Source organism: Flavobacterium sp. GNP011, assembly GCF_056428925.1.
Map to the genome: position 1 here is coordinate 56,014 of NZ_JBWJVJ010000002.1, position 17,301 is coordinate 73,314.

Genomic DNA, 17,301 nt, shown 5'->3' on the forward strand with positions numbered 1-17,301 from the left:
AATAAATCCTATTTACATTAAATAGGTTAAAGAGATCGTTCATAATTTTATAAACAAAGAAAACTATTTCATTACGAAGTAGTTTTCTTTGTTTATAATTAATAAATATCGTTAGAAGCTTTATATTCATTACCGATGTATATATCAATTTTAGTTAAATTAAAGATTTTTCGTCCAAAATATTTCTCTAAATTCACTGAATATTTATATGCATCTCATAATTTTATTATTAAAAGTTTTACAAACTTGAACAAAGAATAGAAAGTCACGCAAAATAAAAGAATTGAAAAAATGATAAATGGATATTAAATTTGTTTAAAAGTTGATAATACTGAGTCAGTTAAAACATAGTCACAAGCTGTCAATTTTTAAAACAAAAAAACTTGAAAAATATGTCAAAAATTTCTTGAAATAAATAAGAGATTCTAAAAGCATAGAAATAGACTCTTGGGTGTGCAAAAAATATACTAAATTGCATATCAAGAAATTAAATAAAAAATTTAAAATGAGTGTATTAAAAGAAATTTTAAAAAATACAGACTCCTATCAACCTGCATTGTCAATTGATTGCGTAATTTTCGGATTTCATGATAATCAACTGAAAGTTTTACTCATAAAAACAAAATATAGTAATAAATGGGCTCTACCCGGAGGGTTTATTCCCATAGATGAAGATCTTGACCACGCCGCAATTTCAGTCTTACAAAAGAGGACAGGTGTAAAAGGTATTTTTTTAAGACAATTTGCTGCATTTGGTAAAGTCAACAGAAGTGAAAAAGAATTTAGCAATACAATACTAGATTTTTATGGTATTTCTCATGAAGAAGGTAAATGGTTTACAAATAGATTTATAACTGTAGGGTATTATGCACTGGTAGATTTTTCAAAAACAATTCCTCAAATGGAAACAAATAATGAGATTGTTAAATGGATAGATCATATGGAAGTACCAGATTTAATACTTGATCATAAAGAGATATTAAACAAAGCAACTGAGACTCTCAGAATGGAATTAAATCTTATGCCTGTGGGTTATAATTTGTTGCCGAAAAAATTTACAATTCCCGAATTACAAAAGTTATATGAAACTATCTTAGGTAGAAAATTAGATCGAAGAAATTTTTTACGAAAAATCACTTCAATTGGTATTCTAATAAAATTAGATGAGAAAAAAAGTAACGTTGCATACAAAGCACCGAATTTATACCGATTTGACAAAGATAAATACGAAGAAGTAGTAAAAAATGGTCTAACTCAAGGATGGTAATTAAATAGAAATCAAAATACCACAAAAGAGTAGATAAATAGCTTTCATTTAAAATAAATCATCAAAATATTTACAGACATTTAAGAATTGAACTAAACAATTATACGAAGGAAATAAAATTACGAAGAATTTTAAGTAACAAGGTTTAGAAATAAAAGTACTGGTTACAACTATCTACAATTACGACAACTATCTTTATACAATTTGAATTAAAGAATTATAAGGACTTCATAATTATCTTCACATTAGTGCATAAAATGTATTTAAAAGTTAGTAAAAAAGCTTTAATCAAGTCCTAAAAAACGATGAAGATTAATACACAAAATTAAAATTTTAAACAGTAGCAAACGTTTTCCCTACTGTTTTTTTTTGTTTTATAGGTTCTTATAATTAATTATGCTTTACGAATGCATTTGTTTTGGTGTTAGCATGCATTAGAATAATGATGTATTATTTAGGATTAAATAATGACCAACTCCTTGACAATTTGTTTTGTTATTTCATTTGGTTTCATTGTATTTATCAATTCTAAATTCTTGCTCTAAAATCCAATTTATTCTTTCTGCTACAACATTTTCATAGTTCCTGAATTTTGAGTCATAAAGCATTAAACCTCATTTTTAACAAGTTCTTCATGATATTTATTAGCACAATAATACATACCTCAATCTTGATGATGTATCAATGATTAACCACAATTCTTTCTCTGTTAAAGTGCCATTTTGAATGCCATTACACTACTTTGAATATTTAAATTGTCAGCTACATAATACCCCATTATTTTTTAGAATATGCATAAGTTACCAAACTTAAGTAGGACAGATTAACTCTTTTTCTAATAAAAGTATTATCAGATACTAAAACTTGTTCTGTTTTATTTATTTCTAAATTCAAAATTAGATCCTTATGTTTTCTAAAGCGATGATGAGAGTTGGTTGTGATTTGGCAAGAACGTTTTGGATATATTAATAAATGATTAGCTCTAAGAATATCCAAGAATTTATCTCTTCCTATTTTCATAGGCTGTAGTTAACTCTCCAAAAGTTAAAAGAGTTTTCGAGTACCTATACTAGGCATTGATTTTCTAATAACTGCAATCATTGTAACGACATGTTCCCCTTTACTTTGCTTAACTGTATTTCTATAAATGTTTTGATAATAAACCTTTCTATCTATCCCGAATAAATAATAGGTAAAAGTTACTGTTTGTTGCTCTTTTTCTTTAAAATAGTCGATTGCTCGGGTACAGCGTTTTTTCGGATATCAATATGATAGTCTTGTTCAGCTAAATCAATCATCATATCAAACAAGATATCTTTCTTATCAGTAATAAAGGCCTGGCGTTCTAAAAAAGCTTTTTGTTTCTCTAAAAGCTTGACTTGAGCTTCAAGTTCCATGATCTTTTGTTCTGGTAATTTTGCCATAGTCAAAAAATTTGGTTCTACCAATCAAAGTTACCAAATTTTTTAAGCCACTCCAGAACTGTCTTTCTACATTGAATACTATAATTTTTTGAAGCTTCTTTACTGGTGAGTTGACCATTTTCTATTTCTTAAACAATTTGTATTTTAAAAGAAATCGAGTAGTCTTTTTGAGTACTCTTTACATAGCGACTTTCTTGATGATCCACCATAACGATACTTTTTGTGTTTCGCTATTTCAGGAAACACCCTATAAACGAAAAACCCTCCAACACATATGTGTTAGAGGGTTTTTCTATGTACTCAGAGCGGGACTTGAACCCGCACGAACATTGCTGTTCACTGGATTTTAAGTCCAGCGTGTCTACCAATTTCACCATCCGAGCTGGTTGTGGTACCTCCAGGGATCGAACCAGGGACACATGGATTTTCAGTCCATTGCTCTACCATCTGAGCTAAGGTACCTTACTTGTAAAAAGTAAATGATAAAAAAAAGCCCATCCGATTAGAATGGGCTTTCAAAGAAAGGCGACGACATACTCTCCCACATAACTGCAGTACCATCTGCGCAGGCGGGCTTAACTACTCTGTTCGGGATGGGAAGAGGTGAGCCCCGCCGCAATAACCACCTTAAGATTATTGTTTAAGGAGTTTCAAGTTTTTATAGTTTCAGGTTTTTCAACCTGTAACATTAAACATCAAACTTTAAACGCAGCTTTGCTGCAATATCTTAACATACTGAGATAAAGAATATAAAAAGTGTATTAGAAAGTTTCTCCCTCCCGATTACTCGGGAGGAAAAGGGTGTACATAAGCTTACGGGTTATTAGTACTACTCGACTATGACATTACTGCCTTTACATCTATAGCCTATCAACGTGGTCATCTCCCACGACCCTTAAAAGAAATCTCATCTTGTGGTGGGTTTCGCGCTTATATGCTTTCAGCGCTTATCCCTTCCAAACGTAGCTACTCTGCGGTGCCACTGGCGTGACAACAGATACACTAGAGGTTTGTCCAATTCGGTCCTCTCGTACTAGAATCAGATCCACTCAAATTTCTTGCGCCCACAGTAGATAGAGACCGAACTGTCTCACGACGTTCTGAACCCAGCTCGCGTGCCACTTTAATGGGCGAACAGCCCAACCCTTGGGACCTTCTCCAGCCCCAGGATGTGACGAGCCGACATCGAGGTGCCAAACCCCCCCGTCGATATGAGCTCTTGGGGGAGATCAGCCTGTTATCCCCGGCGTACCTTTTATCCTTTGAGCGATGGCCCTTCCATGCGGAACCACCGGATCACTATGCTCTACTTTCGTACCTGATCGACCTGTATGTCTCTCAGTCAAGCTCCCTTATGCCATTGCACTCTACGCACGGTTACCAAGCGTACTGAGGGAACCTTTAGAAGCCTCCGTTACTCTTTTGGAGGCGACCACCCCAGTCAAACTACCCACCAAGCAATGTCCCCCACATTATGGGGTTAGGCCTCAGATAAACAAAGGGTTGTATTTCAACAATGACTCCACAACGCCTAGCGACGCCACTTCACAGTCTCCAACCTATCCTACACATCATTTATCCAAGGTCAATACTAAGCTATAGTAAAGGTGCACAGGGTCTTTTCGTCCCACTGCGGGTAAGCGGCATCTTCACCGCTACTACAATTTCACCGAGCTCATGGCTGAGACAGTGTCCAGATCGTTACACCATTCGTGCAGGTCGGAACTTACCCGACAAGGAATTTCGCTACCTTAGGACCGTTATAGTTACGGCCGCCGTTTACTGGGGCTTCAATTCAATGCTTCTCCGAAGATAACATCTCCTCTTAACCTTCCAGCACCGGGCAGGTGTCAGGCCCTATACTTCATCTTACGATTTTGCAGAGCCCTGTGTTTTTGATAAACAGTCGCCTGGACCTCTTCACTGCGGCCAGCATTGCTGCTGGCGACCCTTCTCCCGAAGTTACGGGTCTATTTTGCCTAATTCCTTAGCCATGAATCTCTCGAGCACCTTAGGATTCTCTCCTCGACTACCTGTGTCGGTTTGCGGTACGGGTACTTATTACCTGAAGTTTAGAGGTTTTTCTTGGAAGCCCTTAGGCGCACTATCTCTTCTACCGAAGTATCCGAGTACTATCGTATTTCCCCAAAACCCGTGGATTTGCCTGCGGGTCTTATAGGTAGGTACTTCAACGAACTATTCCGTCAGTTCGCGGCGCTTTCATCACTCCGTCACCCCATCACAGTAATAACTAGTACGGGAATATTAACCCGTTGTCCATCGACTGTCCCTTTCGGGTTCGCCTTAGGTCCCGACTAACCCACAGCTGATTAGCATAGCTGTGGAAACCTTAGTCTTTCGGTGTGCGGGTTTCTCGCCCGCATTATCGTTACTTATGCCTACATTTTCTTTTCTAACCAGTCCAGCATGCCTTACGACACACCTTCAACCCTGTTAGAATGCTCCCCTACCACTCCATAATTTAATATGAAATCCATAGCTTCGGTAATACGCTTATGCCCGATTATTATCCATGCTCGTCCGCTCGACTAGTGAGCTGTTACGCACTCTTTAAATGAATGGCTGCTTCCAAGCCAACATCCTAGCTGTCTGGGCAGACAAACCTCGTTCTTTCAACTTAGCGTATATTTGGGGACCTTAGCTGATGGTCTGGGTTCTTTCCCTCTCGGACTTGGACCTTAGCACCCAAGCCCTCACTGCACGGAAACATTATATAGCATTCGGAGTTTGTCAGGAATTGGTAGGCGGTGAAGCCCCCGCATCCAATCAGTAGCTCTACCTCTATATAACTTTATGCCGTGCGCTGCACCTAAATGCATTTCGGGGAGTACGAGCTATTTCCGAGTTTGATTGGCCTTTCACCCCTACCCACAGGTCATCCGAAGACTTTTCAACGTCAACCGGTTCGGACCTCCACACTGTGTTACCAGCGCTTCATCCTGCCCATGGGTAGATCACACGGTTTCGCGTCTAACACTACTGACTAAAGCGCCCTATTCAGACTCGCTTTCGCTACGGATCCGTGGCTTAACCACTTATCCTTGCCAGCAACGTTAACTCGTAGGCTCATTATGCAAAAGGCACGCCGTCACCCCACGAAAGGGCTCCGACCGCTTGTAAGCGTATGGTTTCAGGATCTATTTCACTCCGTTATTCACGGTTCTTTTCACCTTTCCCTCACGGTACTGGTTCACTATCGGTCTCTCAGGAGTATTTAGCCTTAGCGGATGGTCCCGCCAAATTCAGACAGGGTTTCACGTGCCCCGCCCTACTCAGGATACCACTATTCATTATACTCGTTACCCATACGGGACTATCACCCTCTATAGTGTCACTTTCCAGTAACTTCCGGTTCCTTGTACATAAAATATCGTGGTCCTACAACCCCAACATTGCCGTAACAACATTGGTTTGGGCTAATCCGCGTTCGCTCGCCACTACTTACGGAATCACTTTTGTTTTCTTCTCCTCCGCCTACTTAGATGTTTCAGTTCAGCGGGTTTGCCCACCTATCGGTGTACTATCTCTTCAAGATAGTGGGTTGCCCCATTCAGGTATTTACGGATCAACGCATGTGTGCTGCTCCCCGTAACTTTTCGCAGCTTATCACGCCTTTCATCGCCTCTGAGAGCCAAGGCATCCCCCATACGCCCTTATTTTGCTTATTGTACCAATCTTAAATTTAATTAAGACCGTTTTCTTTGTCTTTTACTATAAATAGTAAAAAACGCTTTCTACTTTTTATTATTTCTTATCTCAATATGTCAATGAACTTTATTTAGGTCGAAAGTTATAAAGTCTAAGGTCATAAAGTCATACTTTTGACTTTCAGACTTTAGTCTTTCGACTAAATTTGTGGAGAATAACGGAGTCGAACCGTTGACCTCCTGCGTGCAAGGCAGGCGCTCTAGCCAGCTGAGCTAATCCCCCGTTTTTAGTTGGCAGTTATCAGTCGCAGTTCGCAGTTGGATAACGTGCTCACTTTAACGTGATTTCACTCTTCTTCTAAAATTTCCTTATTTAAGTCTAAATAGTTGTCTCGGACAGACTCGAACTGTCGACCCCTACATTATCAGTGTAGTACTCTAACCAGCTGAGCTACGAGACACTCTTATTCTTAAATTTTTATTCTTTTTTTTTAAATTAACAGCAAGAGTAATAAAATGTTGGTATCTGTTTCCAACTTGAACTTTCGTCTTCTTTCCCTAGCGTGTATTACTACTAACACTAAGGCTCTAGAAAGGAGGTGTTCCAGCCGCACCTTCCGGTACGGCTACCTTGTTACGACTTAGCCCTAGTTACCAGTTTTACCCTAGGCAGCTCCTTGCGGTCACCGACTTCAGGCACCCCCAGCTTCCATGGCTTGACGGGCGGTGTGTACAAGGCCCGGGAACGTATTCACCGGATCATGGCTGATATCCGATTACTAGCGATTCCAGCTTCACGGAGTCGAGTTGCAGACTCCGATCCGAACTGTGACCGGTTTTATAGATTCGCTCCTGGTCGCCCAGTGGCTGCTCTCTGTACCGGCCATTGTAGCACGTGTGTAGCCCAAGGCGTAAGGGCCGTGATGATTTGACGTCATCCCCACCTTCCTCACAGTTTGCACTGGCAGTCTTGTTAGAGTTCCCGACTTGACTCGCTGGCAACTAACAACAGGGGTTGCGCTCGTTATAGGACTTAACCTGACACCTCACGGCACGAGCTGACGACAACCATGCAGCACCTTGTAAATTGTCTTGCGAAAAGTCTGTTTCCAAACCGGTCAATCTACATTTAAGCCTTGGTAAGGTTCCTCGCGTATCATCGAATTAAACCACATGCTCCACCGCTTGTGCGGGCCCCCGTCAATTCCTTTGAGTTTCATTCTTGCGAACGTACTCCCCAGGTGGGATACTTATCACTTTCGCTTAGCCACTGAACTTGCGCCCAACAGCTAGTATCCATCGTTTACGGCGTGGACTACCAGGGTATCTAATCCTGTTCGCTACCCACGCTTTCGTCCATCAGCGTCAATCCATTAGTAGTAACCTGCCTTCGCAATTGGTATTCCATGTAATCTCTAAGCATTTCACCGCTACACTACATATTCTAGTTACTTCCTAATAATTCAAGTCAGACAGTATCAATGGCCGTTCCACCGTTGAGCGATGGGCTTTCACCACTGACTTATCTGACCGCCTACGGACCCTTTAAACCCAATGATTCCGGATAACGCTTGGATCCTCCGTATTACCGCGGCTGCTGGCACGGAGTTAGCCGATCCTTATTCTTACAGTACCGTCAAGTCTCTACACGTAGAGGTGTTTCTTCCTGTACAAAAGCAGTTTACAATCCATAGGACCGTCATCCTGCACGCGGCATGGCTGGATCAGGCTTGCGCCCATTGTCCAATATTCCTCACTGCTGCCTCCCGTAGGAGTCTGGTCCGTGTCTCAGTACCAGTGTGGGGGATCTCCCTCTCAGGACCCCTACCCATCGTTGCCTTGGTAAGCCGTTACCTTACCAACTAGCTAATGGGACGCATGCTCATCTTTCACCGTTGTGACTTTAATAGTGGTTTCATGCGAAACTGCTATACTATGAGGTATTAATCCAAATTTCTCTGGGCTATCCCTCTGTGAAAGGTAGATTGCATACGCGTTACGCACCCGTGCGCCGGTCTCTAGGTCCGAAAACCTATACCCCTCGACTTGCATGTGTTAAGCCTGCCGCTAGCGTTCATCCTGAGCCAGGATCAAACTCTTCATCGTATATTGTTTGTTCGCCGTGGCGAACTATTGTTATTCGACTCAGTTCTAGTGGTTTTTTCAAATCTTCCGATTCTATTACTCTTATTCTTTATGTTCTGTTCTTGCGAACAAAACGGCTGTCAATTCAATATGTCTAGGAACGTATTCTTACTATTTTTTCGCCTTTCGTTTGTTTCTCAAAGCGGGTGCAAAAGTAGCTATTCTTTTTTTAACTGGCAAGAAAAAATTGAAGTTTTTTTGAGATAATTTTTACCTCGTTTACTTCTCTATTTCTTATCAATCTTTCAAGGAACTTCCGTTGTTTTGCGGGGTGCAAAGATAACTTTCATTTTTAAATCTCACAAGCTTTTTTTAAAGTTTTTTTTTAAAGAGTAAATCCCTAATCACTTCGTTTTTCTTGCCAGTATTTTAAAGAACGTCTGCGTCATTGCGGGTGCAAAACTACAACCTTTATTCGCTTTTACAAGCTTTTTATTCGCCTTTTTTTAATCTTTTCTTAACTTTTAAACTAAAGTACTGATTAAACGACTCTTAAAACCTAAACTTTTTTTAAGTTATTTTGAGTTTTAATTGCCAAACAGTGAAATCAAGCCTTTGGAGGGTATTTGACACCATTCTATATATAAGGTGTAACGGTTTATATCTACTCAATAATAGAATCTTTATCTATTAAATATAGGTAGCACCTTTACCACAATAACAACATCACAAACTTTTATATATAGGTAGTGCTTATCTTCTCCAACAAAAAGGACTTATACATTCTCAAACCGCATTAGGGATAGCAGCGAAAAGCCCACAGTGACGACCAAAAGGAAAGAACGAGGACTTGTAGCGTAGAGCCCGACCTTATATAAAACAATAAGAGTAGCAGGATCAACTGCTACTCTTGTTGTTTTATATAAGGAAACGCCCAGCTAAAAAAATTTAATATTCCCACCTACGGGTTTTGTTTAGTTCCTATTCTTCTTAAATGATCTCAGCAGGTATTACTTTTAAGAACGATGCATGTTGCTCAATTGCATATTCTACTTTTTTTACAATTTCATCGATGGTGTCATTTTCATAATTGATATCAAGTGGTTCTTTGATGATAAAAGACTGAAGAATGCCTTTCTTTTTCATGCGCAATCCTTTTTGTAAAACCTGACATCTGATATGATTAAAGATAAATACTTAGATCAATCATAGCGAATTGCACGTATTGGAGAAATCTTTGTAATTATGTAAGAAGGTATCACAAGGACTACCAAGCAAACTAGTACAGTTAAAAGATTCAATAACAAAAAATACAACCAATTTATATAAACTGGAGCTTGATTTACATAATAGTTTTCGGGCGGTAGCTGGATAACTCCAAATTGCTGCTGCACCAAAAGTAATGAGACACCAATAAGATTACCCCAAAACAACCCTTTTACTATAAGATATGAAGCGTTATACAAAAATATTTTTCTAACTGACCAGTTATTTGCTCCAAGCGATTTAAGAATCCCTATCATTTGCGTTCGCTCCAAAATTAAAACTAAAAGAGCAACAACCATGTTTATTGTCGCAACAAGAATCATGACAATAAGTATGACAATGATATTAAAATCAAACAATTTTAACCATTCAAATATATAACTGTATTTCTCTGTAATGGTTTTTGAATCAAGTGTAGACCCAGTTTGTTCATAAACTTGTTCGCCAATTGTTTCAATAGCATCAAAATCATCAACAAAAACTTCAAATGAACCAACTTGATTTGGTTTCCATTTATTGATTCTTTGCATGTGCCTTATGTCTCCCAAAATATAAGTAGCATCAAATTCCTGAAATCCTGAATTAAATATTCCAACAATATTAAAGTTCCGTAAGTTATACCCATTGTCCTTCATGAAAAAGGTATTAAAAGAATCCCCTACTTTTAAATTTAAACGGTTGGCTATAAACTGAGAGATCACAACTTCTTCATTTAAGCTTTGGGTTGTGTTTGGTATTCTTCCTTGAACCAAGTACTCTTTTATATTATCCCACTTATAATCTTTTCCTACTCCTTTGAAAATAATACCCTCAAAAGCATTCTCAGTCCTAATGATTCCAGCTTTGCTTACTACAGCTTGAATGTGTGTAACAGAGGGAACTGCTGAAAAATTTGGATAAAAATCTTGTTTATTGGTAATAGGCACCAATGTCATATCCGATTTATTGGTATCATAATTGGAAATCACTATATGACCATTGAAGGCTGCGACTTTCTCACGGATTTTTTGTTGCAATCCAATACCTGTTGCCACAGAAACAATCATCATGATCATACCAATTGCAATTGCCGAAATAGCAATTTTTATAATAGGCGATGATATGCTACTTTTATAATCCTTAGATGAAACGAGGCGCTTAGCGATGAAATATTCTAAATTCAAAGTAAAATGGACTTTTATATGTTATGAAACTAGTTTGGAATAAAATTATTACCTAGGACTATACTATAAAGGTATTTTTTTTTTCATCTCTTCTACAATATTGAAGGCAGCTGGACAAATAGTAACATTCACTAAGGTAAGATCGGTGATTTGCTGAAATTTTTTTCGATCAGTATGCGGAAACTCTCTACAAGCTTTTGGACGCACATCGTAAATCATACAAGCATTATCATTATCTAAAAATGTACATGGAACGCTTTGCAAAACATAATCTTTATCTTCATCTATTCGTAAATATTGATCAATGAACTGTTGTGGTTTTTGACGTAAATATTTTGAAACCCGTTCAATATCGGCATCTGTAAATAATGGCCCAGTGGTTTTACAACAATTAGCACATTTTAAACAGTCCGTTTTTTTAAATTCAGCGTTGTGCAGGTCTTGCATTAAATAATCTAAATTCTTTGGAATCTTCTTTTTTAACTTATCAAAATACTTTTTGTTTTCGATATGCTTATCTTTGGCCTCTTTGGGAAGATTGATTATTATATTTTTCAAGTTGCAGATTTATAATTTGAATTACAAAAGTAACAAACTTGACATCTGAAAATGATAAAGAATTAAAAAAATGATGAAAGACCTTTTTGGCATAGCCATACTCGATTATGTTACCAATAATTCGCCAGAAGATTTAATTACAGAAACTTCAATATCCGACGAAGATGAGATGAATATTGCCTACTTGTTTCGTTCTTTTAATGAGATGCCTATTATTGAACAAAAAGCAATGCAGTTATCAAAAGGACTTGTTCTAGATGTGGGTTGTGGTGCCGGAAGTCATAGTTTGTATTTACAAAACGAATGTAAACTAAACGTACAATCTATTGATATTTCGAATAACGCCATTGAGGCCTGCAAGTTAAGAGGTCTACATCATGCAAGCGTACAGAATATTTTAGATTTAAACATCTATGAAAATGAAACACTGTACGATACCATTTTATTATTAATGAACGGAACAGGTATTTTTGGCACTATAAAAGAAATACCTAAATACCTTAAGCAACTAAAAAAATTACTGAGCCCTAATGGCCAAATCTTGATAGATTCTTCGGATATCATTTATATGTTTGATAACGATGAAGACGGAGGGAAATGGATACCTAGCAATGGCTATTATGGCGAAATTACATTTAAAATAAAATATAAAAACGAGATAGAGAACCCATTTCCTTGGCTCTATTTAGATTACAATACGTTACAAAATGCTGCGTACGCAAATGGATTTAAATGTGAATTAATTCAAGAAGGGGAACATTTTGATTATTTAGCAAAACTCACACATTTACCTTAAAACAAAAAAGTTTCTATTCAAAATGAAGAAAAACTGCATTATCAAATACTGCTTCTTATGGGATATTCAAATATTTGTGTGTTTGCAAAGAAACGCGCCATTTTGGATTTTGCATCACATAATCTACGATTAATGGAGTCATTTCTTCTTTTTTACTCCATTCTGGTTGAAGAAATAAAATAGCATTAGCCGACACTTTTTCTGCTTGCTCTTCGGCAAAAATAAAATCATGCTTGTTATAAATTATTACTTTTAACTCATGAGCAGCCTCATAGACTGTTGAAGTAGGTAGTTTATTCTTCTTTGGCGATAAGCAAATCCAATCCCAAGAACCTGTTAAAGGATACGCACCAGAAGTTTCAATATGAACTTTTCTATTATTGTCTCTCAATTTTTGCGTCAATAAAGTCATGTCCCACATTAAAGGTTCACCACCTGTAACCACAACAGTTTCTGCATATTTACTAGCATTACTTACAATTAAATCTACTGAAGTAGGCGGATGCAACTCTGCATTCCAACTTTCCTTAACATCACACCAATGACAACCTACATCACAACCGCCAATTCTAATAAAATAGGCAGCAGTTCCTGTATGAGAGCCCTCTCCTTGAATGGTGTAAAATTCTTCCATCAACGGGAGCATTGCCCCTTTATTAACCTCTAACTGTATTTCTTTTGATAACATTCTGATTTTTTAAAGTGCAAAGATAACGAATTTGAAAAGAGAAGTTTTAAAAACAATTGTCTAATATAAATTGTAATTCATGAAACCTAATCATTGTTAATGAACAAAGATAAAGGCATAAAAAAACCGGTAGCAATTACTACCGGTTTGTAACATTTTTTGAAAAATTATTTTAAAATTTTCAAAGACTCAGATGCGTAACTATTTGCAGCATCAAGAGCAAGTGTTTTGTTGAAATATTCAATAGCTTTAGCTTTATCAGTATTTGCAAAACTTGCAGCTATATTATTGTAAGCTTCAATAAACTTAGTCTTAACAGCTGGTTTTGCAAGTTCAGCATCACCAAGAGCAGTTGTTTTAGCTACATAATCCTCGTAGTTTTTAACCATAACGTCATCTTTTTCAAGTAATCTGTTTGCTCTAGCTCTGTAAAGGTAAGCTTCCAAATAAGTTGGTGAGGCTACTAAAACTCTTTCAAATGCAGCATCAGCTTTTTGTAATGAAGCAGTATCAGCTTTACCTTCTTTTGCTTTATTGATGTTTGCATAATAAATAGCTAAACCATAATAAACGTTGTCATCTAGATAAGTAGTAGACTCTTTAGTATTTGCTCCAAACTCAAAAATACCAGATGCTTCATTGTACAATTTTTGAGAGAACATTTTTTTACCTACTTCACTTAAACTTTGAACAGCAAGCGGTTCCATTTCAACACCTTTTTTAATATCAGCTAAACCTTGAGTATATCCTGCTGGATCAACTGAAAGCCCGTCAGCACTAGTTGCTTTTTTAATTCTACTTAAACCTAAATTCAAATAATCTAAAGCAATAATTTTATTACCTGGTGTTCCAATAAAATCCTCTAAAGCTTTAATTGCAACATCTAAATTACCATTCTTATAAGCCGCATAACCTAAATAACGGTAAATTCTTGGATTCACTTTATCCAATTCACTCATTTTATTCGCTTCCACTTCAAGTGCAGCATAATCCTCAATTAAGATTAAGAAATCTGCACGACGCATTCTTGAGTTAAGTGAATAATCTGTCAAAGACATATACTTATCATAGTGACCTAATGCAATTTTATAATTTGCAGCAGCTTGTGATGGCTTATTACGTGCAATTTTATAATACGTTTCAGCTAATTCTCTGTAAACTGGACCGTAATTTGGGTTTAAAGCAATTACTTCGTCATACGCTTTTAAAGCTTCATCATAAGACTTTGCACCTTTTAACAAAACACCTAACTGCATTTTTGCTTTTAATAGTGTATTATCTAACTGAAAAGCGCTTCTGTAAGCAACATAAGCCTCATTTTGTTTTCCATCACCATAATAAGCATCTCCAAGAGCTAATTGCAATTGCGCATCCTGATTATTTTTAATAGCAGGATTGGTCAAAGTTGTAATAGCTGTTTTATAATCTGGTTTTTCAGCATTCATATATGCTCTTGCCACATAAATAAACTCCTGAATATCCTTCTTTTTCATGTCCTTTAATGCAAGAGCAAACTTTGCTTGCGCTGAAGTTAAATCATTTTTATCCAAATCCATTTGGCCAAGACCAATATTATTTAGTCTTCCGTCTTCTGACGCAGTTAACCCTTTGTCAAAAAATATTTTTGCAGAATCCTGAATGTTTTGTTCTAAATATACATTACCAAGAGTAAAAAATGCAGAACCATTTGTTGGTTTTGTCTTGATAATTGATTTCAAGATAGACTTAGCGCTTTCGAATTGCTCTGCATCGATAGCTTTTTTTGCTTGATTAATATCTTGAGCTTGTGTAGTAAAAGCTGTTGCTAAAATAGCCACGCTCAATGTTGAGAATTTATTCATCTTAATTGTAGTTAATTTATTTTTCATCTTTTTGACTATTAGTTATTGTAAATTTCCTTGTGGGAATACGTACAGGTAACAAACCTGATTTTAATACTATTCTTTGTCCAATATCTCCACCGACGAAGGATGCAAATCCCATACCTAAACCAGAGAATCCCTGACAATTTATTATATACAAATCACGTGCCAAAGGATACTTCTTCTCTGCTATATCATTTTGAGAAGGATAAAAATACCCATTCCCTTTTAATCCTTTTACACTAAGGATACGCACTTTTTCAATAAAATCAACCATGGCAGGCTTAGGTTGAGTGAGCCAGTTAACACCTACAACACCTATCAGGCCATCGTTTGAAGCTACATGTTTTATCACTTCATCATTTGTTTTAAATGAAAAAACACCATTTTTAGGAATTGATTTAATTCCTGATAAATCACTTAAATACCTAATCGTACTTGAATTTAAATTATCAAATACCAAACCCTTAATTTTAGTACCTGTTTTACCTTGCATAAATTGTAATACATCTTGTAACGCTACAAGAGAATCTTTATTACTTGCGTTTGAAATGAAAGCAATTGCATCAGTAGCAAAGGGAGTAATCTTAGGATTGATTTTCCTTTGTTTAAATATCTTAACTTCTTCAGGAGTAAGACTCCTTGAAAGAATTGCAATAGTAGAAGTTTTATTGAAAAGTGTATTCAAAGTTTCAGATTCTGATTTTGAAACCAAATTAATTTTTGCATCATACTCACTTTCAAAAACAGCTACTTGGTCTTCAACAATAGGAGTTAATGTTTCATCGACATAAATTGTAGCATTACCCTTTAAAATAGTCTCTTCTTTATTTGACTTATTACAAGAATAAACCACCGCTACAAGAACGGCTAGAGACAATAATAAAATAGATACCTTTTTCATATACTAATTGTTACTGTTTATAATTCTAAAAAACCTAAAGGATGCATACGATATTAATATAACACCAAAGGCAACGCGATAAATCCTATCCATATCTAACGGAAAGTTATTCATGAATATTATAAACAATCCCAAAATTAGATAAAGTAGAAAAAACAAAATTCCTAAAACAAGAAGAAATCGCTCTCTAAGCGATTTCTTCTTAATATTGCTAACTATGTTTTTTAACATTATTCTGCTGCTTGAATATTTATTGGCAAAGAATATAAAACCCTTACTGGTTTCCCGTTTTGAACACCAGGAGACCATCTTGGAGATTTTTTCAAAACACGTATTGCTTCTTTACCAGTACCATAACCAATATCTCTAATAACTTTGATATCAGTTAAAGACCCATCTTTTTCAACAACAAATGATACGAAAACCTTACCTTTTAAACCATCTTCTTCTGGTGTTACATAATTGTTACCAACAAATTTGTAAAACTTATCCATACCACCTGGAAAATCAGGTTTCACTTCAATACCTGCAGTACTATATACAGTGTTATCTGGAGCTTCCTCAACTACTGCAGCAGTACCTGTACCTACAGGCTCAACACTAAGAACAGCATCTGGATCTCCTTTGATTGTCTCAGCACCCAGTTTTTTGTCTTTAATTTCCTCTGTTTTAGGTGGCTCCTCAGTAACTTCTTCTGCTTTAGCCACAACTGGCTTAACAAACTTTACCTGATCCACCTTTGGTGGAGGTGGTGGAGGTGGCGGAAGGTTTTTCTTTACTTCTTCTTTTTTAGGAGGCAACTTGATACTAACAATTTTAGTATCTAAAGTATCATCCCCATCTGAAGAATCAGGAAGTAAACCTAAAATAAGTGGCATACTAACCGCAAAAGAAAATACTATTGCTCCTATTATAAGTGCTTTAGTAGCTGTACTGTTATTTGTTTTTCTAAGTTCGTAAGCACCGTATGCTTTGTTACGACCTTCGAAAACAATATCTAGCCATTGGTTTGTGAATATATCTAATTTCATTTTTCTTGCTTATTAGGTTATTGAGTAATTTAAAATATTAATTACTTTCTAACAATTTTAATTCTTCTGGAGAGAAATCATTAACAATAGCATTTGAAGGAACTTTAACAATTGCCATTTCATCAAGTATATCTACAAGATTGCGGTAATTTGATTTCTTACCTGGTTTAATAATTACAATTAACCCTTTGTCTTTGTCACGCGTATATTCAACTACTGATTTTTTTCTTTTTAATAATTCAGCGCGAATACCATCTTTACCGTAAGCAATCTCTTTAGGACCAGCAATTGGCGAAGCTAACAATCCCATGTAATAAACCATTTTATTATTGTCTCCTAACATTACTGTTAAAGTACGATTTTCATCCACTTTAATTGGTTTTTCATCAGGATTATCTTGTTTGTCAGGTAAACCCAGAGGCATCGATTGTGGTTTTGACAAAGTAGTAGTCAACATAAAGAACGTAATTAATAAGAAGGCCAAATCCACCATTGCAGTTAAATCTACTTTTGAGTTGGATTTTTTACTTCTTACCTTACCACCTTTTTTGCCATCACCGTCGCCAGTATTTAATTCAGCCATTTTAGT

General features: G+C 36.5%; 10 protein-coding genes, 4 tRNA genes, 3 rRNA genes and 1 pseudogene. 2 read left to right on the forward strand and 16 right to left on the reverse strand.

The window, feature by feature from the left end; translation table 11 throughout:
* Positions 1-505: 505 nt before the first annotated feature.
* Positions 506-1,267, forward strand: a complete 762-nt coding sequence (locus tag AC061E_RS02855; protein WP_478284914.1) for an NUDIX hydrolase — start codon at positions 506-508, stop codon at positions 1,265-1,267.
* Between the two features lie 1,199 nt (positions 1,268-2,466).
* Here AC061E_RS02855 and AC061E_RS02860 read toward each other — a convergent pair.
* The 11 genes and pseudogenes from AC061E_RS02860 to AC061E_RS02910 all read right to left on the reverse strand — a co-directional run bounded on the left by AC061E_RS02860 (position 2,467) and on the right by AC061E_RS02910 (position 11,431).
* Positions 2,467-2,691: a hypothetical protein gene (locus tag AC061E_RS02860; RefSeq protein WP_478284915.1), complete on the reverse strand. Its 225-nt coding sequence runs from the start codon at positions 2,689-2,691 to the stop codon at positions 2,467-2,469.
* A 297-nt stretch (positions 2,692-2,988) separates the two neighbouring features.
* Positions 2,989-3,074 (reverse strand) — tRNA-Leu (locus AC061E_RS02865).
* A gap of 6 nt (positions 3,075-3,080) precedes the next feature.
* A tRNA-Phe gene (locus tag AC061E_RS02870) sits at positions 3,081-3,153 on the reverse strand.
* Positions 3,154-3,211: 58 nt separating this feature from the next.
* A 5S ribosomal RNA gene (rrf, locus tag AC061E_RS02875) occupies positions 3,212-3,321 on the reverse strand.
* A gap of 173 nt (positions 3,322-3,494) precedes the next feature.
* Positions 3,495-6,380: ribosomal RNA gene (locus tag AC061E_RS02880) — 23S ribosomal RNA — on the reverse strand.
* Between the two features lie 188 nt (positions 6,381-6,568).
* Positions 6,569-6,642, reverse strand: a tRNA-Ala gene (locus AC061E_RS02885).
* A 104-nt stretch (positions 6,643-6,746) separates the two neighbouring features.
* Positions 6,747-6,820 (reverse strand) — tRNA-Ile (locus tag AC061E_RS02890).
* 131 nt (positions 6,821-6,951) lie between these two features.
* Positions 6,952-8,465 (reverse strand): 16S ribosomal RNA (locus tag AC061E_RS02895).
* The 16S, 23S and 5S rRNA genes sit together here with 4 tRNA genes alongside, the layout of an rRNA operon.
* Positions 8,466-9,392: 927 nt before the next feature.
* Positions 9,393-9,605: pseudogene (locus AC061E_RS02900) on the reverse strand (1-acyl-sn-glycerol-3-phosphate acyltransferase); the annotation flags it as partial.
* Between the two features lie 41 nt (positions 9,606-9,646).
* A complete protein-coding gene (locus AC061E_RS02905) occupies positions 9,647-10,873 on the reverse strand; it encodes an ABC transporter permease (protein WP_478284916.1) in 1,227 nt (408 codons plus the stop codon).
* A gap of 63 nt (positions 10,874-10,936) precedes the next feature.
* On the reverse strand, positions 10,937-11,431 hold the full coding sequence (locus AC061E_RS02910) for a YkgJ family cysteine cluster protein (RefSeq protein WP_478284917.1): 495 nt from the start codon (positions 11,429-11,431) through the stop codon (positions 10,937-10,939).
* Between the two features lie 73 nt (positions 11,432-11,504).
* Here AC061E_RS02910 and AC061E_RS02915 point away from each other — a divergent pair, with 73 nt between their 5' ends.
* A complete protein-coding gene (locus AC061E_RS02915; protein WP_478285111.1) occupies positions 11,505-12,227 on the forward strand; it encodes a class I SAM-dependent methyltransferase in 723 nt (240 codons plus the stop codon).
* Positions 12,228-12,282: 55 nt separating this feature from the next.
* Here AC061E_RS02915 and AC061E_RS02920 read toward each other — a convergent pair whose 3' ends face one another.
* From AC061E_RS02920 to AC061E_RS02940, 5 genes are all read right to left on the reverse strand, one after another.
* Positions 12,283-12,915, reverse strand: a complete 633-nt coding sequence (locus AC061E_RS02920; protein ID WP_478284918.1) for a 7-carboxy-7-deazaguanine synthase QueE — start codon at positions 12,913-12,915, stop codon at positions 12,283-12,285.
* 167 nt (positions 12,916-13,082) lie between these two features.
* Positions 13,083-14,783: a tetratricopeptide repeat protein gene (locus AC061E_RS02925; RefSeq protein WP_478284919.1), complete on the reverse strand. Its 1,701-nt coding sequence runs from the start codon at positions 14,781-14,783 to the stop codon at positions 13,083-13,085.
* Positions 14,773-15,681, reverse strand: coding sequence for a PstS family phosphate ABC transporter substrate-binding protein (locus tag AC061E_RS02930; protein ID WP_478284920.1), 909 nt, complete (start codon positions 15,679-15,681; stop codon positions 14,773-14,775). Before AC061E_RS02930 ends, AC061E_RS02925 begins: the two co-directional genes overlap by 11 nt.
* A 230-nt stretch (positions 15,682-15,911) precedes the next feature.
* Positions 15,912-16,712 (reverse strand): energy transducer TonB, encoded by an 801-nt coding sequence (locus AC061E_RS02935; RefSeq protein ID WP_478284921.1) that lies wholly within the window; start codon positions 16,710-16,712, stop codon positions 15,912-15,914.
* A gap of 37 nt (positions 16,713-16,749) precedes the next feature.
* Positions 16,750-17,295: an ExbD/TolR family protein gene (locus AC061E_RS02940; protein WP_478284922.1), complete on the reverse strand. Its 546-nt coding sequence runs from the start codon at positions 17,293-17,295 to the stop codon at positions 16,750-16,752.
* Positions 17,296-17,301: the final 6 nt, after the last annotated feature.

Bases quoted from the DNA above. Each gene is read 5' to 3' on its own strand.
- AC061E_RS02855 (WP_478284914.1), top strand. From the start codon at position 506: ATGAGTGTATTAAAAGAAATTTTAAAAAATACAGACTCCTATCAACCT.
- AC061E_RS02860 (WP_478284915.1), bottom strand. From the start codon at position 2,691: ATGGCAAAATTACCAGAACAAAAGATCATGGAACTTGAAGCTCAAGTC.
- AC061E_RS02915 (WP_478285111.1), top strand. From the start codon at position 11,505: ATGAAAGACCTTTTTGGCATAGCCATACTCGATTATGTTACCAATAAT.
- AC061E_RS02920 (WP_478284918.1), bottom strand. From the start codon at position 12,915: ATGTTATCAAAAGAAATACAGTTAGAGGTTAATAAAGGGGCAATGCTC.
- AC061E_RS02925 (WP_478284919.1), bottom strand. From the start codon at position 14,783: ATGAAAAATAAATTAACTACAATTAAGATGAATAAATTCTCAACATTG.
- AC061E_RS02930 (WP_478284920.1), bottom strand. From the start codon at position 15,681: ATGAAAAAGGTATCTATTTTATTATTGTCTCTAGCCGTTCTTGTAGCG.
- AC061E_RS02935 (WP_478284921.1), bottom strand. From the start codon at position 16,712: ATGAAATTAGATATATTCACAAACCAATGGCTAGATATTGTTTTCGAA.
- AC061E_RS02940 (WP_478284922.1), bottom strand. From the start codon at position 17,295: ATGGCTGAATTAAATACTGGCGACGGTGATGGCAAAAAAGGTGGTAAG.